Raw genomic sequence first — 22,975 nt, 5'->3', positions numbered from 1 at the left:
TGTTTATTGTTAAAGAACTGTATTCGGTACTGCCTTGCTGCATTTGCGAATCGTTTTGTTCGTCAGCAGCAGAGAAGTGAGATTATGCAGCGTTTCGCTTAACTCGTCAACCCCTCATCTATTTCTGCAACACACTCGATGTAATCGATCTGACAAGTTTAACGTGTGATTCAGTTAAACTTTTTGTGCGCTGCAGAAGCAGGACGCGAACTATAGCAAACCCGCAGGCACCTGCGCAAGACCTGTTTTGCAGTGCCTAAAAAGCTGGCATCCAGCTTGCTTACTGTATGTTGCATAAAACAAAGCATCGATAAAAAGGAACATATTTACGCGCTTGATTGTTCCGTTCCGGTACAGGTGCTACATTTATGAACAGTCGATTCCCAACATAGAGCCGCGGTCCAGGGCCAACCAGGAGACTTGGAATGACTTATCAACACGCAGGCTTGCTCGCCCCCGGCGACGACATGGCAACGATGATCGCGATCTCTCACCGACGTTCCGAACAATTCGGCCTGAGTCCCGATTCGCGGCCCGATTTCACACCCGCATCCGGCACCGACCTGTCCTATCTGGTCGAACAGAATCGCCTGCTGTACAGCCATGCGGTGCCCGCGATGGAAACGCTGTACCAGCAGATCGCCAACACCCACAACATGGTCTTGCTGACGGATGCGCAGGGCGTGATCGTGCATTCGCTGGGCGACGCCGACTTCCTCGAAAAGGCCAACCGCGTCGCGCTGACGGCGGGCGTCGCCTGGTCCGAGGAGAGCAAGGGCACGAACGCGATCGGCACCGCGATCGCGGAACGGGTGCCGACGACGATCCACGCGGACCAGCACTTCCTCTCCGCGAACCACTTCCTGACCTGCTCCGCGGCGCCGATCACCGACCACCGCGGCAACGTGGTCGGCGTGCTGGACGTCAGCGGCGACCGGCGCAGCTTTCACAAGCACACGATGGCCCTCGTGCGCATGTCCGCGCTGATGATCGAGAACCAGCTGTTCGCGGCGACGTTCGAAAACGCGATCACCCTGCACTTCCACACGCGCCCCGAATTCATCGGCACGCTGATGGAAGGGATCGCGTCGTTCAGCCCGGGCGGCCGCTTCCTCGCCGCCAACCGCAACGGCCTGTTCCAGCTGGGCCTCTCGTATCCCGCACTGCAGGCCCATACGTTCAGCTCCCTGTTCGGCCTTCCCGTCTCCGCCCTCTACGATCACTACCGCACGGCGGCACCGGGCCTGCTCGACCTGTGCATGCACAACGGCGTGCGCGTGCGCGGCCGGGCGGAACTGCGGCTGACGAACGGCGTGCACGTGCTCACCGGCGCGTTCGACGATGCGACGCAGATGGCGCCCATCGCGCAGCCGCCGGCGAAGGCATCGGCGCGGCGGCTGTCCGGCCTGCGCTACCTGAACACGGGCGACCCGCAGCTCGAACAGGTCATCGACAAGGTCAACCGCGTCCTCGGGCGCGACGTGCCGATCATGATCATGGGCGAGACGGGCACCGGCAAGGAATTGCTGGCCCAGGCCATCCACAACGATTCGCCGCGCGCGCAAGGGCCGTTCGTCGCCGTGAACTGCGCGTCGATTCCCGAGACGCTGATCGAATCGGAGCTGTTCGGCTACGAGGACGGCGCGTTCACCGGCGCGCGCAAGAAAGGCGCGGTCGGCAAGATCCTGCAGGCGAACGGCGGCACGCTGTTCCTCGACGAGATCGGCGACATGCCCTATCCGCTGCAGGCCCGCCTGCTGCGCGTGCTGCAGGAACGGATGGTTACCCCGCTCGGCAGCGGCAAGTCGATCCCGGTGAACGTGGAAGTGATCTGTGCGACGAACCACAACCTGCGCCGCCGCATCGCCGAGGGCCTGTTCCGCGAAGACCTGTATTACCGCCTGAACGGCCTCGTGGTGAAACTGCCGCCGCTGCGCGAGCGCACCGATCTCGAAACGGTGGTGAGAAAAATCCTCTCGGCGGAGACGGAAACCGGCGGCACGCACACGATCTCCGACGAGGTGCTGCGGCTGTTCAAGCGCCATAAATGGCCCGGCAACTTCCGCCAGCTGACGAACCTCCTGCGCACCGCGATGATCATGGCCGGCGACGAGGAAGAAATCGGCCTGCGCCACATGCCGGACGACTTCCTGGACGACATCGCGGAGACGCCCGAAGCCGCTCCCGCGAGCGCGCCCGCCGCCCAGCAGATGATCGCGTCCGGCGCCAATCTCGAAGAGATGGAACTGGCCGCTATCCTCAAGTCGCTCGAGGCGAACGGCGGCAACGTGTCGGCGACGGCGCGCGCGCTGGGCGTTTCGCGCAACACCATTTACCGCAAGCTGCCGCATCTGAAGACCTCCCCCTAGACGGCCGGGAAACCGGACGACTTCCAGCGCGCACCGTCCTTGCCGATCGTGAGCAGGTCCACGCCCGGCAGGTGCGCCGCCAGCGCGTGCGCGCGGCGCGCGCCCATCACCATGAACGCGGTCGACAGGCCGTCCGCTTCCAGTCCGGTGGGCGCCAGCACCGTGACGCTGGCCAGCTCCGTCGGCGAATCGCCGCTGGCCGGATCGAAGATGTGGTGGTGGCGCAGGTCCGACGTGAACGCCGACGCATAATCGCCCGACGTGGCGGCGCAGCGTCCGTCCAGTACGAGGCTCGCGGCCACCGCGTCCTCGTTGCGCGGATCGCGGATGCCCAGGTGCCATGGCCGCCCGCCAGTGCGGCCCAGCGCACCGTATTCGCCCGTGTCGACGAGCGCGTGGCGGATGCCGTGCCGGCGCAGCGCGGCCAGCGCGAGGTCCGTCGCATAGCCTTGCGCGAGGCCGTTCAGCGTGATCGCCATCCCCTTCCGTGCCAGCACGACGCGTTCCGGCCCCGCCTGCACCTGCGTCCAGCCGACAAGGCGTTGCGCGCGCATGCGCTCGGACTCGGGCGGCACGCCGTGCGCCGAGTCGAACGCGCGCCACAGCGGCTGCACCGTGATGTCGAAGGCGCCCTGCGTCAGGCGCGACAGCGTGCGCGCATGCTCCAGCACCGTCAGCAGGTGCGGATCGGGGCCGTGCAGCACCTTGTCGCGGTTCAGCCGGAACACCTGGCTGGGCGGCTGGTGGAGGCTCATCAACGCATCCACGCGGCGCGCCTCGCCCAATGCGGCGGCGATGGCCTGCTGCGCCGCTTCCGGATCCGCATGGCGCACGGCGACGCTGATCGTCGTTCCGAATGCCAGCGCGGCGCCGCTGTGCAGCGGCAGCTCGTCGGCTGCGGCCGCGTCGGCCACCGCGGCGCCGGCCATGCCGCCCAGGGTGGCGGCGATGAAGGTCCTTCTGTGCATCATGCTCTCCTGTCGATGGTGTCCGGGGCCGGGACGATCGGGATCGTCCGGCTGCGCTTCCGTTCCAAGATCCGCGGCGCGCACTGTTCGTCGCTTGCGTGGATAACGACACATTCCATACATTGAAAACACTCCTCGTAGTCGACCTTCCCGCTCGGGACGATCGCGTTGTAGCCGCAGCGGTGGCGGCACGTCTGGCACGGCGTGCCGCATTCGGCGCGGCGCGGGATCCAGTCGAGCAGGCGCACGCGGCCCAGCAGCGCGAGCGCCGCGCCGAGCGGACAGAGATAGCGGCAGAACGCCTTGTTGACGACCATGGCGACGAGCAGCAGGCCGGCGGCGTACACGACGAACGGCCAGGCGCGCACGAAATTCAGCGTGATCGCGGTCTTGAACGGTTCCAGTTCGACGAGCCGGTCGGCCTGCGCCGGCGCCCATACGGCCGCCAGCAGGATCGCCGCCAGCACGCCGTACTTCACCCGCTTCAGACGCGCATCCAGCACGCGCCGCACGGCGACCTGCGGCAGCCGCAGCGCCTGTCCCGCGAGACCCGCGAATTCCTGCAGCGCGCCGAAGGGACACAGCCAGCCGCAGAACGTGCCGCGCCCCCAGATGAACAGCGACACGAGCAAAAACGCCCACAGCGCCACGGTCAGCGGATCGAACAGCAGGTAATCCAGGCCCCGCCCCGCGCGCAGCGCCTGCACGATGCCGGTGAGATTGACGATGGACAGCTGCGCCTGCGCCGCATAGCCGATGAAGCCGATGGTGAACAGCAGCCACGCGCGGCGCAGCCAGGCGAAGCGGCGCGCGTGCGCCACCAGCCGGCGCTGCTGCCACAGCGCGGCCGCGAGCAGCGCCAGCGCCACGCCCAGCACGATCAACTCCACGCGGCGCGCCTTCCAGCTGGCCTGCCACGCCGGGGCGGCGCGCTCCGGCGCAATGTAGTACGCCTCCGGCAGGCGATACGAGAACGCGACCTCGCGCGTGATCCGCTCGGGATACACGATCCCCTTGCTGCGCGTGACGGGCAGCGCGAAGTCGAGCGCGCGCGCCGGATCCAGGCCCGCCTGCGCGATGACGCGCAGCAGGAGCATCTCGTCGGCCGGCAGGTGCACGCCGTCGGCCAGCCGCGGTTCGAGATCGAGGTCGCGCATCTCCACCGGCAGGCGGTCCTGGCGCAGCACGATGCCGCGCGGGACGCTGCCGCGCACGAAGTCCGCGCCGGCGAGCGTGTGCGGACCGGCCGTCAACACGAGCAGCGCGTGGTCGCCCGGTTCCAGCCTGCCCTGCAGCCGGTTCCATGTGCGCGGCGCCAGCAGGTTGCGGCCGACGGCCGGCACCGAGGCCCACGCGACCCACAGGTCGATGAAGACGTCGTCGGGTTGCGCGAGCGCCTCCGCATCCAGTCCGGCGCCGCTACTCCCCGCGAACAGCCGCTCGACGTCGCCCCGGCGCACGCGGACATGCCGCACGAGGCCCGCATCGAGCATCTCCTGCAGCGACAACGGCGCGAAGACATCCATGCGGATCCGGCCGATGCGGCCCGGATCGCGCCCCTGCGCAAAACCGAGCTTGGCGCGCGCCACCTTCAGCGCGGCCGACAGGACGCTCTGGTTGATGATGCGGACGGACGCCGTCGCCTTCGACACGCCGTCCAGGCTGCCCTTCCCGCCGCCGACCGTGATGCCCTGCCCCAGCGACCGCCCGCGGTACTGCTGCAGGAACTCGCGCAGGGGCGCTTCCCCGAGACCTTCCAGGAACACGGGTTCGTGCTGCGACAGCACCGCGACGTCGAGGAAGGTGCCTTTCGGGTCGACGACGACGAGGAGGTTCGGCGGCACGCCGGCGAAGCCCGGCACCGGCGCCAGGTCGGCCGATTCGAACGCATAGCCGACCAGTTCCGTCACCGTGCCGTTCTGCTTGAACAGCGGCCAGGCCGGGATGTCGGCCGATTTTTCGCCGACGACCAGCGGCGCCGGGAAGCGCCGCGCCAGCTCCGCCTGCGTCAGCGTGCCGGCGTGCGCCGCGGCGCAAAGCAGGAGCCAGCAGATGAGAAGGCGGAGCAGGTTCATGGCCGCATCAGAAGAAGATGATGCCGCCGACGGAACCGCCGTTCATGCGCGCGGTGGCGCCGCCGAAGCCCTTCGAGCGGGTCTGCCCCACCTCGGCCACCAGCGTGATCGCGCTGTTCAGCGCATAGTAGGCGCCGGCCGTCAGGTTGGCGTTCGACTTCAGGCCGCCCGTGCCGACGGTGTTGTCGTCATTGGCGCTGCGGCCCCACGACAGGCCCAGTTTGAGGGCATCGGTCGTCTTGAACGTGCCCTGCACGAGGAAGTTCTTGGAGCGCACATCGCCCTGGTCGGCGTCGGACAGGATGCCCAGCGCGCGGCCCGTCTGCGCGTTGACGAGCAGGCCGGCGGCGCCCAGCTGGTACGATGCGCCGGCTTCGAAGCCGTTCATCGTGAGGTCGCTCGCGCCCGGCGTCTGCGTTTCGAAGCGTTGGGTCTTGGCACCGAGCCAGGCCTTGAAACCGTCCTGCGCGAACGAGAGGCGCGCCTGCACCTGCGGGCTCGAACGGGTGGAGTAACGCGGACCGGCGATGACCGGCGTGTCGGACACGGGACTCATCACGCCGAAGTCGAAGCCGATGCCCGCGTCGTTTTTCGGCGTGCTGTAGACGATCTGGCCATACGTGCCCAGGTAGCTGTAGCCGGCACCGATGTGGCCCAGCGTCACGCGGCCGCGCTGCGTAGCCTGCACCGGCGCGCCGGCGCCGACGAGGGTCATGTCGTTCAGGATCGCGTTGGCGCCGAAGATGCCGTAGTCGCGGCCCAGCTTGAAGGTGCCGAGGTCCGCACGGCCGAACGTGAAGAAGGCCTGGCGCACGTCGACCGTACTGTTTTGCGCGATCGCGCTGTCCGTCGCCGTGGCGACGTAGATGCCGATCTTGGCGGTGACGTCGAAGCCGCCCTGCGTCGACGACACCGAGGTCACGAGACCGCTGGGCAGCAGGCCGTTGCCGATGGTGGTGCGGTGATCCTCGCCGCCGCAGCCGAGCGCGCGGCCGCCCAGCGCCAGCCCGCCGACGGCGTCGCCGCTGCACGAGACGCCCGTGTAATAAGCGTTGACGATGCCGCCGACGTTGACCGTCCAGTCGCCGGCCTTCAGGTCGACCGCCGAAGCCTGCGTGCAGGCGCCGATCGAGGCCATGACGGCCAATGCGTGAACCTTCTTCATTTGTCTCCTCGCTTTCTTGTTTGTAGTGGGATACATCTTTGAGATGTACCGACAGTGATGGCAAGTTGCGTGCCCGGTCGCTCGCCGGGGGAAAAGCGAAGAAACAGCGTATTTTTCTGTGGCGAATCGGATCAGGTGTTGCAGTTTTGACCGTCCGCACACAAAAACGAACTAAACGGTATAAATAAAAAAACCGCGGCCGAAGCCGCGGCAAAACAGGGTCTTGACGCCGGCCGCCGCCGCAGCCGATGCATAACCCTCCCTGACCACTTACCTGGAGTTCAAATTAAATCTTGGTTGCGAGCTTGAAGACCCAGACCGAGCCACCCTGCTCCAGGAAGTTCACCTTCTTCGCAACCTCGCCGCCCCACAGCGGCACGGCACCGCCCCAGCCGGAGACGACGGCCACGTATTGCACGCCGCCGTCCTCCCACGTCACCGGCGGCGCGACGACGCCGGAACCGGTCTGGAACTTCCACAGTTCCTTGCCCGACTTCGCATCGACCGCCTTCAGGAAGCCCTCGGGCGTGCCGTAGAACACGAGGCCGCCGGCCGTCGTCATCACGCCGCCCCACAGCGGTGCCGTGTTCTTGTTCTCCCAGACGATCTTGCCCGTCTTGGGATCCACGGCGCGCAGCGCACCGATGTAGTCGTCGTTCAGCGGCTTGATCGTGAAGCCGGCACCGAGGTAAGCGCCACCCTTCTTGTACGTGATCGGTTCGTTCCAGATCTCCATGCCCCACTCGTTGGCGGGCACGTAGAACAGGCCGGTCTGCGGGCTGTACGCCATCGGCATCTGGTTCTTCGCGCCGAGGAAGGCCGGCGCGGCGAACACGGTCGAACCCTTCTTGCCGTCGCCCTTCGTCGGATCGCTGGGGCGGTTGGCGGCGATGAAGTTCGGGCGGCCCGTCTTGAGGTCGATGCCGCTCGCCCACGTGATCTTGTTCACGAACGGGAAGGCATTCTGCAGCTGGCCCGTCTTCGCATCGATCACGTAGAAGAAGCCGTTGCGGTCGGCCTTGCCGCCGTAGCGCTTGCCGTTCATGTCGAACGTGACGAACTCGTTGGCGCCGTCGAAATCCCACGAATCGTTCGGCGTGCTCTGGTAGGCCCACTTGATCTGGCCGGTCGTCGGATCGAGCGCGAGCGTCGACGACGAATACAGGTTGTCGCCAGGGCGCAGGTGGCTGTTCCACGGTGCCGGGTTGCCGGTGCCGATGTACGCGAGGCCCGTGGCCGGGTCGTACGTGCCGCCCATCCAGGTCGACGCGCCGCCCGTCTTCCACAGCTCGCCCGGCCAGCTCTTGTTGACGGTGCCGGTGACGCCCGCATCGAGCGCCTTGCCGTCCTTGTCGTACTTGTAGCCCATATGGCCTTCGACGGTCGGGCGCGACCACAGCAGCTCGCCCGTCAGCGGATTGCGGCCTTCCACGCGGCCCACGATGCCGAATTCACCGCCCGAGACACCGGTGATCAGCACACCCTTGGCGATCAGCGGCGCGGCCGTCATGGAGTAGCCGGCCGCATAGTCGTCGACCTTTTCCTTCCACACGACCTTCCCGGTGTTCTGGTCGAGGGCGACCAGTTGCGCGTCCAGCGTGCCGAAGATGACGAGGTTGCCGTACACGGCGGCGCCGCGGTTGACGACGTCGCAGCACGGCATGATCGCTTCCGGCAGGCGGTGCTCGTACTTCCACAGTTTATTCCCCGTCTTCAGGTCGATCGCATAGATGCGCGAATACGACGCGGTGACGAACATCTTGCCGTTGGCGATGATGGGCTGCGATTCCTGCCCGCGCTGCTTCTCGCCGCCGAACGAGAACGACCATGCCGGAACCAGTTGGCCGACGGTCTTGGTGTTGATCTGGGTGAGCGTCGAAAAGCGCTGGCCCTGCGTACCCATGCCGAAGGACAGCACATTCTTCGTGTCCTTGGCCGCGTTCTCGATCATCGCGTTGGTGATGTCGGCCGCCTGGGCGATGAACGCCAGCGGGGCGAGTCCTGCGAGCAGGATGGTCATTCTCGTCTTCATGCTTGTCTCCTTTGTTGTCGTTGTAGGCACTACGCGTGGGCCGGGGGCCCACGCTACTGATGTTCAAGGTCCTGGCGCCTGCGCGCGCAGCTGGCCGTTTTCCTCGTCCGTGAACAGGCGCGAGCGCGTGAGGAAGCGCCGGCCCGTGCCGTTATCGAGCGAGAACATGCCGCCGTTGCCGTCCACCACATCGATGATCAACTGGGTGTGTTCCCAATAACCGAACTGCTCCAGCCCGATGTAGAACGGCGCGCCGTCCAGGTTGCCCAGGTAGACGTCCGTGTCGGACAGGTCGAATTCCCCGGCGGCGTAGCACATCGGCGTGCTGCCGTCGCAGCAGCCGCCGGACTGGAAAAACATCAGCGGCCCGTGGCGCCGCCGCAGCTCGCCGATGAAGGCCAGCGCGGCGGGAGTCGCCAGGACGCGTTCGATATTGGCTGTCATGGCGCCTCTCTGCTAATTAAAAGAAGCCCAGCGCTTTCGGGCTGTAGCTCACCAGCAGATTCTTGGTCTGCTGGTAGTGGTCGAGCATCATCTTGTGATTCTCGCGGCCGATGCCCGACTGCTTGTAGCCGCCGAATGCGGCGTGTGCCGGGTACAGGTGATAGCAGTTGGTCCACACGCGGCCCGCCTGGATCGCGCGCCCGACGCGGAAGGCGCGGCTGCCGTCGCGCGTCCACAGGCCGGCGCCCAGGCCGTACAGCGTGTCGTTGGCGATGCGCAGCGCGTCCGCCTCGTCCTTGAACGTCGTCACCGAGACGACCGGGCCGAAGATCTCTTCCTGGAAGATGCGCATGCTGTTGTCGCCCTTGAACACGGTCGGACGCACGTAGTAGCCGCCGGACAGGTCGCCGTCATGCTTCGCCTGCTCGCCGCCGGCCAGCACCTGCGCGCCTTCCTGGCGGCCGATGTCGAGGTAGGACAGGATCTTTTCCAGCTGTTCCTTCGACGCCTGGGCGCCGATCATCGTGCCCTCGTCGAGCGGGTTGCCGGCCTTGATTTGCGCCACGCGCGCCAGCGCGCGCTCGATGAATTTCTCGTAGATCGATTCCTGGATCAGCACGCGCGACGGGCAGGTGCACACCTCGCCCTGGTTCAGCGCGAACATCGCGAAGCCTTCCAGGCATTTGTCGAAGAAGTCGTCGTCCGCGTCCATCACGTCGGCGAAGAAGATGTTGGGCGACTTGCCGCCCAGTTCCAGGGTCACCGGGATCAGGTTCTGCGCGGCGTACTGCATGATCAGGCGGCCGGTGCCCGTCTCGCCCGTGAAGGCGATCTTGGCGATGCGCTTGCTCGACGCCAGCGGCTTGCCGGCTTCCAGGCCGAAGCCGTTGACGATGTTCAGCACGCCCGCCGGCAGCAGGTCGGCGATCAGTTCGACCAGCACCATGATCGAGGCCGGGGTCTGCTCGGCCGGCTTCAGCACTACGCAGTTGCCGGCGGCGAGGGCCGGGGCCAGCTTCCACACGGCCATCAGGATCGGGAAGTTCCACGGGATGATCTGGCCGACGACGCCCAGCGGCTCATGGAAGTGGTAGGCGTAGGTCTGGTCGTCGATCGTCGAGATGGCGCCTTCCTGCGTGCGGATGCAGCTCGCGAAATAGCGGAAGTGGTCGATCGCCAGCGGGATGTCGGCCGCCATCGTTTCGCGGATCGGCTTGCCGTTGTCGATGGTCTCGGCGGTCGCGATCAGGCGCAGGTTCTGCTCCATGCGGTCGGCGATGCGGTTCAGGATGTTGGCGCGTTCGGCCGGCGACGTCTTCGCCCAGGCGTCCTTGGCGGCGTGGGCGGCGTCCAGCGCCAGGTCCACGTCTTCGGCCGTCGAACGCGCCACTTCGCAGAACGGCTGGCCGCTGATCGGCGTGACGTTGGCGAAGTACTCGCCCTTGACCGGCGCGACGAATTTGCCGCCGATGAAGTTGTCGTAGCGTTGGCGGAACGGATTGGCGACGCCGAGTTTGCTGATGTCTGCGAGATTCATGTCATCCTCTTTCGTTGTAAGTTGGGTGGCCGAATCAGTGGCCATTGCGGGCACTGGTGTTTGCTCGGTACATCCCTTCTTTCGCAAACCCCGTGCCAGCCCGCTTTCCCCTGTTTTTGCCGTGTTGGACCGCCTGGCGCCGGCTGTTTCTGGTACAGGTGTCCCAAACTTGAACAGGTCAGCGGATCACCACGCCCCACGGCAGCTGGCCCACGGCGATGTCGCCCGTCTTGCTGCCCGCGGCCGTGTCGATCACGGACACGCTGTCCGAGCGCCCGTTCGCCACGTACAGCCGGCTGCCGTCCGGCGTCAGCGCCATGTTCCACGGCCGCTTGCCGACGGCGATGGTGGCGTCCACCGCATTGCGCGCGGCGTCGATGCGCATCACGCTGCCGTCCGCGCCGTTGGACACGAATACCGTCTTCCCGTCGGGCGACACGACGATCCCGGCCGGGTTCTTCCCCGCCGGGATCGTGGCGATGCTGCGGCGCTTGTCGATGTCCAGCACGTACACCGCGCCCGCGAGTTCGCACGCGACGTAGGCACGCGTGCCGTCCGGCGAGAAACCGATGCCGCGCGGGCGCAGGCCCACCGCGATCGAACCGACCTGGCGGCGCGCGGCCACGTCGATCACGTCGACCTGCTCCGCGTTCTCGGCCGAGACGAGCAGCCAGCGACCGTCCGGGCTGAACACGGCGTGCTCGGGATTCTTGCCCTGGACGGGGATGTCGGCGACGAGCTTGCGCGCGGCCGCGTCGACGAGCGCCACGCTGTTGGAATCCTCGACGGCGACGGCGACCCAGCGGCCGTCGTGCGACGCGTTCACGCCCTCGGGCGAGCTGCCGAGCGGGATCGTGGCCAAGGTCGCGCCGCTGGCGGCATCCAGCACGAGCAGCGCGCTGCCGGCAGCGTCCGTGACGTACAAATGGTTGCCCGCCGGATCGGCCGCGATGCCGCGCGGACGCTTGCCGGCTGCGATCTGGCGCACGGCCGAGCCGGTGGCCGTATCGATCACGCTGACGCTGCCGGATTTTTCGTTGGGGACGTAGGCGAAGGGGGCGGCCTGAGCGGCGCCGAAACTGCAGGCCAGCAGGACGATGAGGGAACGAAGACGTGACATGATGGTCCTTTCAGTGTGGTCGGTACTCTCAGGACTGCAAGCGCCATGCCATGCGGGCAGCACGTTTCCGGGCTGGCAGGTATATTGCATGCGCTCATGGTCAGCGCCCGGACGACAAGGGCGACCATTCGACAGGAGACAAGATGAATCACCGTTTGAATTTCGTGGCGGCGCTGTTCGCCGCCGCCCCACTGGCCGCCGCCGCCGCACCCGATGTGCCGATGAGCGTGGTCGTCGTCAGCGCCACGCGCGCCGAGCACACGAGCTTCGACCTGCCGGCCGCTATCGACGTCGTCGACGCGGACCGCATCGGCGCGGCCCAGCCGCGCGTCAACGCGTCCGAGGCGCTGGCCACGGTGCCGGGGCTCGTCGTGCAGAACCGCCAGAACTATGCGCAGGACCTGCAGATCTCCTCGCGCGGCTTCGGCGCCCGGTCCGCGTTCGGCGTGCGCGGCGTGCGCCTCGTCGCGGACGGCATCCCGGCCACCATGCCGGACGGCCAGGGCCAGGCCGCGACGTTCAACCTCGACATGGCCGAGCGCATCGAAGTCCTGCGCGGCCCGTTCTCCACCTTGTACGGCAACCACGCCGGCGGTGTGATACAACTGTTCACCCGTGATCCACGCGGCGCACCCTACATCGAAACGAATGTCTCGGCCGGCAGCGACGGCATGCGCAAGCTTGATGTCAACACGGGCGGCAAGCAGGGCGCGTTCGGCTGGCTGCTGGACGGCTCGCGCTTCGAGACGGACGGCTACCGCGCCCACAGCGCCGCCACGCGCGACCAGGCCTATGCGAAGCTGACCTTCGACATGTCCGCGACCGGCAAGCTGACGGTGACCGCCAGCGGCCTGCGCCAGGACGACACGCAGGACCCGCTGGGCGTCACCTGGGCCACGTTCCAGCGCGATCCGCGCGCCGGCGAGATCGATGCGACGGACCCGCAAACGCCCAAGCGCACCCTGGCCGACCGCTACGACACCCGTAAAAGCATCCATCACACGCAGGTCGGCCTCGCGTGGGACGAGAAGTTCGGCCAGGACCGCCTGCACGTCGCGGTCTATGGCGGCAACCGCAGCGTGATCCAGTACCAGTCGTTCTCGAAGGCGTTCCAGGCACCGGCCAGCCATTCCGGCGGCGTCGTCGACTTCGACCGCGATTTCTACGGCTTCGATGCGAACTGGCAGATGGTGCGCCCGCTCGGCGACGGTACGCTCCACACGACCGTCGGCCTGGAAGCCGGCAAATCGAACGATGCGCGCAAGGGGTACGAGAACTACGTCGGCACCACGTTCGGCGTGAAGGGCAACCTGCGCCGCGACGAGGAAGACGACGTGCGCAACGTCGATCCTTACCTGCAGCTGGAATGGGAGCGCGGGCAATGGGTGTTGACGGGCGGCCTGCGCCACAGCCGCGTGAGCTTCGACGTGGACGACCACTATCTGGCCAACGGCAACGACGGCGGCAGCGTCGACTACCGCCACACGACGCCGCTGCTCGGCGCGCTGTACAAGGTGACGCCCACGCTGAACGTCTACGCGAGCGCGGCGCGCGGCTTCGAGACGCCCACGCTCAACGAGGTGTTCTACTCGGGCACGGGCAACGGCTTCAACTACCGCCTCGGCGCGGCCACGAGCACGCAGCTGGAGCTTGGGGCCAAGGCCCTGGTCGGCCAGGACGTGCGCGTCAACGCGGCCGTCTTCCAGGTCCGCACGCACGACGAGCTGGTCGTCGACAGTTCCAGCGGCGGCCGCACCAGCTACCGCAACGCGAGCGCCACCCTGCGCCAGGGCCTGGAGCTGTCGCTCGACGCCGACCTGCGCGCGGGCTTCTCCGCCCGGGTGGCCGCCACGGTGCTGCGTGCGATCTACGACGAGGCGTTCACCGGCGTCGCCGAAGGGAACCGCCTGCCGGGCGTGCCGAGAACGAGCCTGTTCGGCGAGCTGGCGTGGAAGGATGCGGACGGCCACCTGCAGGCGGCGCTGGAAACCATCGCCAGCGGCAAGGTCAATCCGGACGATGCCAACGCGGCGACGCCGGCACCGGGCTATGCGATCGTCAACGCGCGCGTGCAGGCCAGCCAACCGCTGGGCGCGTGGCGCGTGCGCGAGTATGCCCGCGTGAACAACGTGTTCGACCGTACGTACGTCGGCTCCGTCATCGTCGGCGACAGCAACAAGCGGTATTACGAGCCGGCGCCGGGCCGCAACTGGGTGCTGGGCGCGAGCGTCCAGTACCAGTTCTGAATACGCGAGACGCATAGCATTCATGCACGCCGGCATATGACCGGCGTGCGCGTTGCCTGTTACGCTCGCGTGATGGACAAACTCTCGGAATGGCAAACACGCGTCGACCTCGCCGCGTGCTACCGGTTATGCGCGCTGTACGGCTGGGCCGACGGCATCTACACCCACATCTCGGCCGCCGTGCCCGGCGAGCCGGGTCACTACCTGATCAACGCGTTCGGCCTGTGCTTCGATGAAGTGACGGCGTCGAACCTCGTCAAGGTCGACAGCGCCGGCAACGTGGTCGGCGCGATCCCCGCGCCGGTGAACCAGTCCGGCTTCCGCCTGCACGCGGCCGTGCACGCGGCGCGGCCGGATGCTGCCTGCGTCATGCACCTGCATAACGTGGCCGGCATCGCCGTGGGCATGCAGCAGGAAGGCCTGCTGCCGCTGTCGCCGTATGCGCTGCGCATTCATGGCGAGCTCGCGTACCACGACTACGAGGGCATCGCGATGACGCCGGACGAGCAGGCGCGCCTCGTCGACAACCTGGGCCACCGCCCCGCCATGCTGCTGCGGAACCACGGCAGCCTGACCGTGGGCCGTACCATCCCGGAAGCGTTCGTCCTGATGGAAACCCTGGACCGCGCCTGCGAGGCGCAGTTGCGCGCGCAGGCCGCCGGCGTGCCGCTCGTGCAACCGCCCGCTGCCATGTGCGCGACGACCCATGCGCAGCTCGTGGGCGACGGTTCGCCCGAAGGCGCGCTCGAATGGCCGTCGCTGCTGCGCCGCCTGGACGCCGCCAGTCCCCAATACCGAACCTGAAGGAATCCCTATGCCGACCATTAACGTTCAACTGTTCGAAGGCCGCACGCCGGAACAAAAACGCGCCTTCGTGAAAGCCGTCACCGAAGCCACCGTCAGGACGCTGGAGTGCTCGCCCGACTCCGTGGACATCCTGATCCACGAAGTCAAGCGCGAGCACTGGGCCACGGGCGGCAAGCTGTGGTCCGACGAATGATCACGGCCTGACGGCCTGCACTCCGTACTTCGCGAAGAGCGTCTTCAGTTCGCCGCTGGCCGCCAGGTCGTTCAGCGCCGCCTGAAGCTGGCGCGCGAGGGCGACGTTATCCTTCTTTACCGCCATGCCGACCGCCCAGCCGCCGCGCGGCAGGCGGTCGAACGGCACGTCCTGCAACGGGAACGCGGGATCGCCCTTCATCACCGACTCGATCTGGGCGCGCGTGGCCAGCACGGCGTCCAGGCTACCCGCCTTCAGCTGTTCCAGCGCCTCAATCGCGGTCGGGTAGATGTGCACCTGCTCGCGGAAGCGTCCCCCGCCCTCGCCCAGCATGACCATGCCGGAGATCGACACCTTCTCGACGCCGATGCGCTTGCCCGCCAGCGCCTCCACGCCGTCGAACTGCGGAATCGCCTGCGCGCTGCGCACGAGCCGCACGGTCTCCACGTAGTACGGCGCGAAGATCTCGACCTGCGGATTCGCGTTCATCAGCATGCGGTCGACCGGCACGTGCAGCATGACGTCGGCCGGGCCGTAGCCGAGGTAGTGGCCCTTCCACACCATGTTGCGCAGGTCGTCGCCGAGCTCATCGCCGGCATCGAACGGCAACAGCGCCAGCTTCAGCCCGAGCTTGCCGGCCAGCGCGGCGCCCAGGTCGGCGTCGATGCCCTGGCCGTGGTTGGAGAACGGCGCCAGATCGTTGTAGACGGCCACCTTGAGGGTGCCTGCCGTGCGCAGCACGGGTGTGTCGTCGGCGAAGGCGACACCGGTACTCAGCAGGAGGCCCGCCGCGAGCAGCCGGCGGCGCGATGGCGAAGTCGGGGTCGACATGACGGCCTCAGTCGGCGGCGCGGCGGGATTCGAGGTAGGTCTTGATGGCCCACATCGCTTCCTGGTTGAACACGCCTTCGAACGGCGGCATGTAGACGGCCCCGTTGCGCACCTTGCCGTGGCGGATGCTGGTCAGGAAGTAGTTGTCGATCTCCTTGTAGCAGGCATCCTTCTTCTTCTCGTTCTTGATGCCGGTGCAGTCGCGATCGAGCAGGCGCAGGTCGGGCGCGATCCCACCCGACACCGCTTCCAGCCCGTGGCAGCGGGCGCAGTTCTGCCCGTAGGCCGACGCGCCGATCTTCAGCGCCAGCTTGTTGGTGCGGTACGGATTCTCTTCGCGCCATTTGTCGCCCAGGGCGGGCAGGCCCGTCGTGTCGACGGCTTGCGGAACCACGTTGCCGTGCGCGTTGGCCCAGAGCGAGGTGAGTGCGGCGGCGGCAACGGCGACTGCGCCGGCGGCGATGCGGAATTTGTGCTTCATGGTGATGTCTCCTGTAGGTTTATCGGTCTATCCCTACATGAGCAATCGGCGTGCCATGCTTCATACGCCCTGGATGGCGGCGTTCGCGGCCCGCGCCTGTCCCAATTTGCAACAGGTGTCACATGTCCGCGCGTGCCAGCGCGCGTGCCGCCGCCTCCGGATAAAGGCGTTCGAGCGTCTCCGCCATCACGCGTCCCAGCAGCGCGTGGACGGGCGCCGCGGCCGCCGCATCATCGGGCGCCACGCGCACGGCCTTCCACAACGGCGCCAGTTCCGCCTCGTGCGCGGCGATGCTGCGTTCGACCTCGGCCTGCCAGAACGGCGGCGCCTCCCCTTCGACGAAGTTGCCGCGTCCGCGCCCGAAATGGGCGACCGCCAGGTAGCGCAGCACGCTGCCGACGAGGAGCGTGCGCAGGAACGGATCCGCGAACTGCACGGTCGGCCGGTCGCGGTCCGTCGTGGTATTGAAACCCCAGGCCGCGCCGGCCATCGTGAGCGCGCCGACGATCGCGCCGAGCAGCGCGCCGCCGCCCAGCGTGAGGCCGCCGGCCATCAGGTCGGCCGAGAGGCCCGTCGCGGCGCCGGAAACGACGGCACCGAGCAGCCCCGCCTGCGCCTTGTCGATGGGCGCGCGCACGGCGAAGTTCTCGCGCACGCGGGCATTGATGCGGCCCGCGTCGCCCGGGTCGAGCCGGTGCAGGCGCAGCAGCCCGACCGTCGTGTCGCCGATGCGCCGCTCCAGCCGCTCGACGAGGCCCGCCATCGCCGCATCCTGGCGCTTCTGTTCGTCCTTGCCGAGACCGACGGCCTTCAGCGCCGACTTGAACAGGTTCGCCTTGCCCTCCTGCTCGATGGACTGGCTGTCGCGCGCGGCGCCGGCCAGCATCTGGGCGCCGAGGGCCACGGCCTCGCGGAAGCGCTGCACGTTGTTTGCCTGCCACGCGGCGAGCAGCCGCGCATAGCCGTCGCGCTTGGATTCGTCGATCAGCTTGCCGACGCGCTCGTAGAACACGTCTTCGTGCACCCAGCAGCGCGCGAACGCATCCAGCGCGAGCACGTCGCGCACGATCGTGAACTGGCCGAGGTGCGCTTTCCAGCGCGCCTGCTCCGCCTGTTCCTGCTCGTCCGGCCGCGGTGGCCCCAGCTGGTTGAGCAGCACGACGACCGGCTTGCCGAGCCATTCGAGGATGCGCATCTCGGCCGGCAGGTAGCCGGCGTCGCGCGGATCCTCGGACGAATTCACGAGGTACAGCACGACGTCGGCCGCGTCCTTCGCCGCACGCAGCGCCTGTTGGCTGAGCCAGAACGGCCGGTCGCGGTAGCGGTCGAATACCTCGCGCATGAACCAGCCGATCGGATTGCCGGCCTGCGCGAGGCGCTTGAGCAGCCGGACGGAATCGCCAAAGCCGGGTGTGTCCCACAACAGCAGGCGATCGCCCGCGCCGCTGGCCTGCAAGGTATGCGCTTCGGCGAACACGGTCACGTGGGCGGCGTCGCGCACCTCGCCCACGTCCATGCCCACCAGGGTGCGCGCGAGGGTCGTCTTGCCGTTGTTCGTGTGCGAGACGAGCGCGAACTGGATGTCGACGGATTGCGCGCTCATGCGCCCCCCGACACCGGAAGGCCGCTGCCGAGATCGAGCGGATGGCGCTCCGGATGCAGCAGGTCGACGACGGTCCCCTGGATATGGTGATACTGGCAGAACTGGTGCCACAACGCGACGCGCTCGACGAGGCGGGCGTCGACGGCGCCGCGCTCCACGAGGCCCGATTCGTCGAGCAGCACGGCGATGCCGCGCGGCGTGTTGCGCGCCAGGTACTCGAGAAACGCGCCGTGGTTTTCCCGTTCCGGCGTGGCGGCGAGGTTGAACAGGACGGCCGTGATGGCGACGTCGGCATCGTCGAGGCGCGCATCGCGGAGCAGCTCCTTCGGCTCCTCGCCGTACGGGCACGATGGGCGCAGCATCAACTGCGCCTGTTCGCCGAGCACCATCGCCGCGACGGCAGCGAGGCCTTTATGACGCGGCTCGTCGACGGTGAAGCTGTACGGGATCACGCGCAGCACGGCCGGACCCGACGCACCCACGCGGTCGGCCAGCAGCCGGTAATACGGCTGGCCCAGGTCGAGCGGAAAGCGGTGCGCGAGGCGGCGCGCGCGCAGCCCGGACACGAGCGCCAGCACGAGGCGCGGCAGCACGACGAGCAGGAACAGCGTCGCCGCATACAGGTGCACCCAGCGTGCGCCGCCCGCGGGCGACGGCTCCTGCACGAAGCGCAGCGCCTGGATGTCGGCCAGGGTGAAACCCTGCAGCGGGAACACGGCCAGCGCCGGTGCGAACAGGACCGACAGCAGCGTGTGCACCTGCTGGGCATCGAGGAACGTGCTCTCCCACCCGGCCGCGTATTGCGTCAGCACGCCACGCGCGTACAGCGACGCGATCGCACCGAGCGCGAACGCGGCGGCCGCGAGGTGGATGGTGCGGCCGAGGCGCAAATGCGTGAGCTTGGCCGTCAGCGCCGACCAGTCCGCGAAGTATTGGGCGATGCCGGCGGCGAGCGGCGCCGGCAGCTTGCGCGGCAGCGCGGCCTTGCCGACGGACAGGCGCCGCAGCAGTTGCGGGCTCGCCCAGCCGGTGCGCTTCGACGGCACGAGCGCCCACACGATCAGCGCGAGATAGACCAGCAGGTTCCACGCGAGGATCGCGAGCAGCGGGGCCGACAGCAGGTCGACGCGATGCGGATTGCCGATGCGGTCCAGTCCCGCGCCAGCCGCGAAGCCGACGATGGGCAGCAGCACGGCCAGCATGGGCAGCAGGCTGCGCCGCTGGCGGAACGCGGCAAACGCGGGCGTGCGCTCGGCCAGCCGCTTGAGGATGAGTTCCGCGCGCTGGCCGAGGAAATGGTCGAGCCGCGGCTCGCTCTTGCCTTCGGCCGCCTGCCAGTGTGCCAGCTCGCGCGCGCTGCGGCTGGCGTAGACGCGGTCGTCTTCGGTCAGTATCTCGCGCTTCGTGTCGGCGGTTTCGATGGCGCGCATCAGGACGACATCGCGTGCGGTCCGCTCGTTCATGGGCTCCTCTCTGGATGAATTGACAAGCTTATCAGAAATACTTCACCCATCGTTTCCCGCTCGTGCGCTTGTATCCGCCGAACAGCCGCGTCGGCAGATACAGGACGACAGCCAGCAGCGCGGCGAGCGCCCACACCTGCCAGACGTGCGCCACGTCCGCGCGCGGCACGCCCAGCACGGCGGCGGCGAGCTTCTGCAGCGCCAGCAGCGCATACAGGTGCAGCAGGTAGTAGAACAGCGGCGCCCCGCCGAACACCGCCGCCGCGCGGGTCGGCGCCGCGTCCACGCGCTCGATCCACGCGAGCACGATGGCGCCCACGCCGAGCGTCAACAGGAGAAAGTCGAGCGACGGTGGATACTTCGTGAAGTTGAGGAAGGCCATCGTGACGCGCACGGGGTCCGCTTGCGGCGTCCACGGCACGGGCTCGCCGTACGCGTTCGCGCTGCGCAGGACGATGAGCGACGCGAGACAGGCGATGCCAACGCCGGTCAGCCAGCGCGTGCGCAGCGCGGGCGCGGCCGCCCGGGCATACACGGGGCCGCACGCATAGCCCAGCAGGATCACGCCGATCCAGGCCAGCACGGGATAGCTGACCTTGACGCGGACCGGGTCCAGCGCGAGGAAGCCGCGCTGTTCGAGGATCGTCCACGCCGCCGGGGGCAGCGCCCCGTGTTCCAGCGCATTGTGCCCGCCCACGATGATGAGACCCAGCACGCCGAGCAGCGCGAGCGGCAGGCGGTGCAGCAGCGCCAGCGCGAGCATGGCGAGGCCGATGGCCCAGATCACCTGCAGGTACATGGTGGACAGCGGCGTCCCCGACCAGGCGGCATTCACGACCGTCGCCTCGAGCGCGAGCAGCAACAGGCCGCGCTTGACGAGGAACCCCGTCGCGCTGCGCGGGCCGCTGGGCGGATGCGCATACAGCCAGGCCGACAGGCCGGTCAGGAATACGAACATCGGCGCGCAGAAATGCGCGGCCAGGCGGGTGAAGAACAGCGCGGGCGGCGTCGCGCCCACGTCCATCGGATCGCCGACCTGGTGCTGAAGATAGAACGTCTCGCGCACGTGGTCGACCGTCATCAGGAGCATGACGAGGCCGCGCATCACGTCGATCGAGACAATACGTTGGGTGCTCATGACCGTTCCTCAGTAGCGGTAAGACAGGGTCGCCGTCGCCGTGCGCGTGCTGCCCGGCGCGACCCACAGCCGGCTGTACGAACTGGCGTAGTAGCGGCGGTCGAACAGGTTGTCGACGTCCAGCGCGATGCGCCAGCGTTTGTCCGGCGCATACGCCGCCATGAGGCGGGCCGTGGTGTAGCCGGGCAGCGTGAAGCCGCTGGACGCCGCCACGTCGCCGCAACGCTCGCCCACGTACGCGAATCCGGCGCCGGCCGAGGCGCGCGTATCGCCCGCGACGAGCAGCACGTTGGCGCTGTGGCGCGGCACGTTGGGCACACGGCTCCCGGTACGGACAGTGTTGTCGCCGCGGGTCACGCGCGCGTCCGTGTACGCGTACGACGCCGACAGCTTCAGGTTGCGCCGCAGCCGTCCCGACACGTCCAGTTCCACGCCCCGGCTCGCGACCTCGCCCGCGGGAATCGCGTAGTCCGGGTTCACGGGACTCGTCGTCAGGACGTTCTTCTTGCGGATCCGGTAGAGCGCGAGGGTACCCGCCAGCCCGCCCGGCATGTCGAGCTTCGCGCCCATCTCGTCGGCGCGGCTCTCTTCCGCGGGGAATGCCTGGTTGTCGATGCCGATGCCGCTGTTCGGGCGAAACCCGCGCGCGGTGCTCGCGTACAGCGCGACCGTGGCAGTCGGCTGGTAGACCAGTCCCGCGCGTGGGCTGGTGGCGCCGAGACGCTGGTGGTTGACGGCCGCCGTGCGGTGGTTGATCACGGTCTGGCGGTACCGGTCATGGCGCACGCCGACGAGCGCTTTCCAGCGTGCCGCCAGGTCCAGCTGGTCCTGCACATAGAGCCCCGTGGCGCGCTGGAGTTCGCGCGTATCGATCGACACGGCGAGCGGCGCGGACGTGCCGCCGTACACGGGGTCGAAGATGTCGAGCGCATACGGATTCGCGGCCGACGGGTTGCGGCGCAGCTGCACGCGCCGGTCATCGAAGCGGTAGGTGTCGGCGCCGACCAACACGGCGTGGTTTGCGAGCCTGCCCAGCAGTTCCACGCGGGCGGAACGGTCGATGGCCGCGAAGTCGCGATGCCGCCGCTGGCGGCGCAGCGTCCGGCCACCCGCCGCGAGGTCGCTGGCTTCCGTCGAGTACCCGGCCAGCGCACTGTCGCGATAGGATGCGCCGCCCTGCACCGACCAGCCTTCGCCCAGCGCGTGCTGGACGAACAGCTGCTGTCCCACCGACTGCACGATGACCGGACCGTCGGCAGGCTCGCCGAGGAAACGCGAGACGGGCAACCGGCCCGGGACCGCGACGACGCCGCGGTCGAACGGCGTGCGCTGCCGCGTCGCTTCGATCTCGTACGACACCGTCGTGCCGTCGCCCGCCTGCCAGAGAATGGACGGCGCCACGTAGGTGCGTTCCGTGTGCACGACGTCGCGGAAGCTGCCGCCCGCCTGGTGCGCCAGGTTGAACCGGTACGCGACGTTGTCCGACAACGGCCCGGTCAGGTCGGCGGCGACGCGCCGGGTGCCATGGCTCGCCAGCGCGGCGTCGATGCCGTATTGCGGCGCGAAGCGCGGCTTTTTCGTCACGATGTTGACCGTGCCGCCCGGCTCGCCGCGGCCGTACAGCGCCGATGCCGGTCCCTTCAGAATCTCGATGGACTGGGTGCCGGCGACGTCGCGCAGGCCGTTGTAGCCGCGGCTCGAACTGAAGCCGTTGACCATGTAGTCCGATCCGAAGTTCGGGTCGCCCGTGAAGCCGCGCATCGCGTAGCTGTCCCACAGGCCGCCCAGGTCGCTCTGGCGGGCGATGCCGCTGGCCAGTTCCAGCGCGCCGGCCAGGTTGGTGACGCCCGCATCCCGCAGCAGGTCGGCCTCCAGCGTCCGGGTACTCTGCGGCAGGTCGAGCGGTTGCGCGTCGGTTTTCGTGGCGCCGGCCACGGTGAGGGCATGATAGGCAGTGCGCTGGCCGGTGACGAGTACGGTGCCGGCCGGTGGTTCGGCCATGGCGTGGAAAGACAGCGTACCGGCGAGCAGCGGCACGCACCACAGATGGGTGTTCTTGATCTTCATGTTTTCAAATCCTGTTCAGCGCATAACGCGCAACGCCGCCAGGGCGCAGGCGCCATGGCGGTACGATGCATCGATTGGAGGAACTGATCAGGCTTGGGGTGGACCGCGCGGCTGGTAGACGTGGACCGGCTGCGGACGGATGCCGGTGCGAATCGGGTCGACCGGGCCCTCGTCGGCCAGCGCGAGCGGCACGAAGACATGCACCGAGGGTGGCGCCGCGAATGCCAGCTGGGCGCCGTCGAGGCACAACGCGCAAAGATCGCGCAGCGCCGGCTTGCCGTCGGCGCCCCGCTCCACCTGCGCAGCCGCTTGCGGGCTGCCAGCCTCCGCGACGTGCGCCGCCGCATGCTGCAACGACATCTAAAGTGGACCCATCAGTCAAGACACTCAGCCGGCTAGTTTAAGCTGTGTCCGTTTCCGTTTCCGCTTCTGCAGC

Annotated in this window: 18 protein-coding genes; 4 read left to right on the top strand and 14 right to left on the bottom strand. The window is 68.0% G+C overall.

The window, feature by feature from the left end; translation table 11 throughout:
- Positions 1-425 precede the first annotated feature (425 nt).
- On the top strand, positions 426-2,369 hold the full coding sequence (locus QPK29_RS32040) for a sigma-54-dependent Fis family transcriptional regulator (RefSeq protein ID WP_371772277.1): 1,944 nt from the start codon (positions 426-428) through the stop codon (positions 2,367-2,369).
- Here the strand turns inward: QPK29_RS32040 and QPK29_RS32035 are convergent.
- From QPK29_RS32035 to QPK29_RS32005, 7 genes are all read right to left on the bottom strand, one after another.
- Entirely contained in the window at positions 2,366-3,337 is a 972-nt protein-coding gene (locus tag QPK29_RS32035; RefSeq protein ID WP_056129718.1) for an FAD:protein FMN transferase, read from the bottom strand. The two genes, QPK29_RS32040 and QPK29_RS32035, sit on opposite strands and share 4 nt — an antisense overlap.
- Positions 3,337-5,412, bottom strand: a complete 2,076-nt coding sequence (locus tag QPK29_RS32030; protein ID WP_371772276.1) for a 4Fe-4S binding protein — start codon at positions 5,410-5,412, stop codon at positions 3,337-3,339. Before QPK29_RS32030 ends, QPK29_RS32035 begins: the two co-directional genes overlap by 1 nt.
- A gap of 7 nt (positions 5,413-5,419) precedes the next feature.
- Entirely contained in the window at positions 5,420-6,577 is a 1,158-nt protein-coding gene (locus QPK29_RS32025) for a porin (protein WP_160410926.1), read from the bottom strand.
- A gap of 286 nt (positions 6,578-6,863) precedes the next feature.
- Entirely contained in the window at positions 6,864-8,609 is a 1,746-nt protein-coding gene (locus tag QPK29_RS32020) for a PQQ-dependent methanol/ethanol family dehydrogenase (protein WP_371772275.1), read from the bottom strand.
- Positions 8,610-8,672: 63 nt separating this feature from the next.
- Positions 8,673-9,053, bottom strand: a complete 381-nt coding sequence (locus tag QPK29_RS32015; RefSeq protein WP_056129732.1) for a DUF779 domain-containing protein — start codon at positions 9,051-9,053, stop codon at positions 8,673-8,675.
- Positions 9,054-9,069: 16 nt separating this feature from the next.
- A complete protein-coding gene (gene adh / locus QPK29_RS32010) occupies positions 9,070-10,590 on the bottom strand; it encodes an aldehyde dehydrogenase (protein ID WP_056129734.1) in 1,521 nt (506 codons plus the stop codon).
- Positions 10,591-10,768: 178 nt separating this feature from the next.
- A complete protein-coding gene (locus QPK29_RS32005) occupies positions 10,769-11,710 on the bottom strand; it encodes a beta-propeller fold lactonase family protein (RefSeq protein ID WP_160410925.1) in 942 nt (313 codons plus the stop codon).
- Positions 11,711-11,853: 143 nt separating this feature from the next.
- Here QPK29_RS32005 and QPK29_RS32000 point away from each other — a divergent pair, with 143 nt between their 5' ends.
- The 3 genes from QPK29_RS32000 (at position 11,854) to QPK29_RS31990 (ending at position 14,956) form a co-directional block, all read left to right on the top strand.
- Positions 11,854-13,956 carry a TonB-dependent receptor family protein gene (locus QPK29_RS32000; protein ID WP_371772274.1) on the top strand — a complete coding sequence of 701 codons (2,103 nt, stop codon included), beginning with the start codon at positions 11,854-11,856 and terminating at the stop codon, positions 13,954-13,956.
- 72 nt (positions 13,957-14,028) lie between these two features.
- Positions 14,029-14,760, top strand: a complete 732-nt coding sequence (locus QPK29_RS31995; RefSeq protein ID WP_371772273.1) for a class II aldolase/adducin family protein — start codon at positions 14,029-14,031, stop codon at positions 14,758-14,760.
- Between the two features lie 10 nt (positions 14,761-14,770).
- The gene (locus QPK29_RS31990; RefSeq protein WP_056129743.1) at positions 14,771-14,956 is read left to right on the top strand and encodes a 4-oxalocrotonate tautomerase; all 186 of its coding nucleotides are present in this window, start codon (positions 14,771-14,773) and stop codon (positions 14,954-14,956) included.
- On the opposite strand, the gene QPK29_RS31985 is transcribed toward QPK29_RS31990, so the two are convergent.
- From QPK29_RS31985 to QPK29_RS31955, 7 genes are all read right to left on the bottom strand, one after another.
- Positions 14,957-15,787: a substrate-binding periplasmic protein gene (locus QPK29_RS31985; RefSeq protein ID WP_056129746.1), complete on the bottom strand. Its 831-nt coding sequence runs from the start codon at positions 15,785-15,787 to the stop codon at positions 14,957-14,959.
- Between the two features lie 7 nt (positions 15,788-15,794).
- On the bottom strand, positions 15,795-16,268 hold the full coding sequence (gene pedF / locus QPK29_RS31980; RefSeq protein ID WP_056129748.1) for a cytochrome c-550 PedF: 474 nt from the start codon (positions 16,266-16,268) through the stop codon (positions 15,795-15,797).
- A gap of 118 nt (positions 16,269-16,386) precedes the next feature.
- Entirely contained in the window at positions 16,387-17,871 is a 1,485-nt protein-coding gene (locus tag QPK29_RS31975; RefSeq protein ID WP_371772272.1) for a DUF3482 domain-containing protein, read from the bottom strand.
- The gene (locus tag QPK29_RS31970; RefSeq protein WP_056129754.1) at positions 17,868-19,334 is read right to left on the bottom strand and encodes a DUF2868 domain-containing protein; all 1,467 of its coding nucleotides are present in this window, start codon (positions 19,332-19,334) and stop codon (positions 17,868-17,870) included. The genes QPK29_RS31975 and QPK29_RS31970 overlap by 4 nt, the downstream gene beginning before the upstream one ends.
- 31 nt (positions 19,335-19,365) lie before the next feature.
- Positions 19,366-20,472: a DUF1624 domain-containing protein gene (locus QPK29_RS31965; RefSeq protein ID WP_371772271.1), complete on the bottom strand. Its 1,107-nt coding sequence runs from the start codon at positions 20,470-20,472 to the stop codon at positions 19,366-19,368.
- Between the two features lie 9 nt (positions 20,473-20,481).
- Positions 20,482-22,539 (bottom strand): TonB-dependent siderophore receptor, encoded by a 2,058-nt coding sequence (locus QPK29_RS31960; protein WP_371772270.1) that lies wholly within the window; start codon positions 22,537-22,539, stop codon positions 20,482-20,484.
- 87 nt (positions 22,540-22,626) lie between these two features.
- Positions 22,627-22,899, bottom strand: coding sequence for a hypothetical protein (locus QPK29_RS31955; RefSeq protein ID WP_371772269.1), 273 nt, complete (start codon positions 22,897-22,899; stop codon positions 22,627-22,629).
- Positions 22,900-22,975 lie beyond the last annotated feature (76 nt).

It is taken from the genome of Massilia orientalis (genome assembly GCF_030411975.2).
In the GTDB taxonomy this organism is placed as follows: domain Bacteria; phylum Pseudomonadota; class Gammaproteobacteria; order Burkholderiales; family Burkholderiaceae_D; genus Telluria; species Telluria orientalis.
The sequence above is the reverse complement of the archived record's forward strand: the minus strand, read 5'-3'. Positions and strand labels throughout refer to the sequence as shown.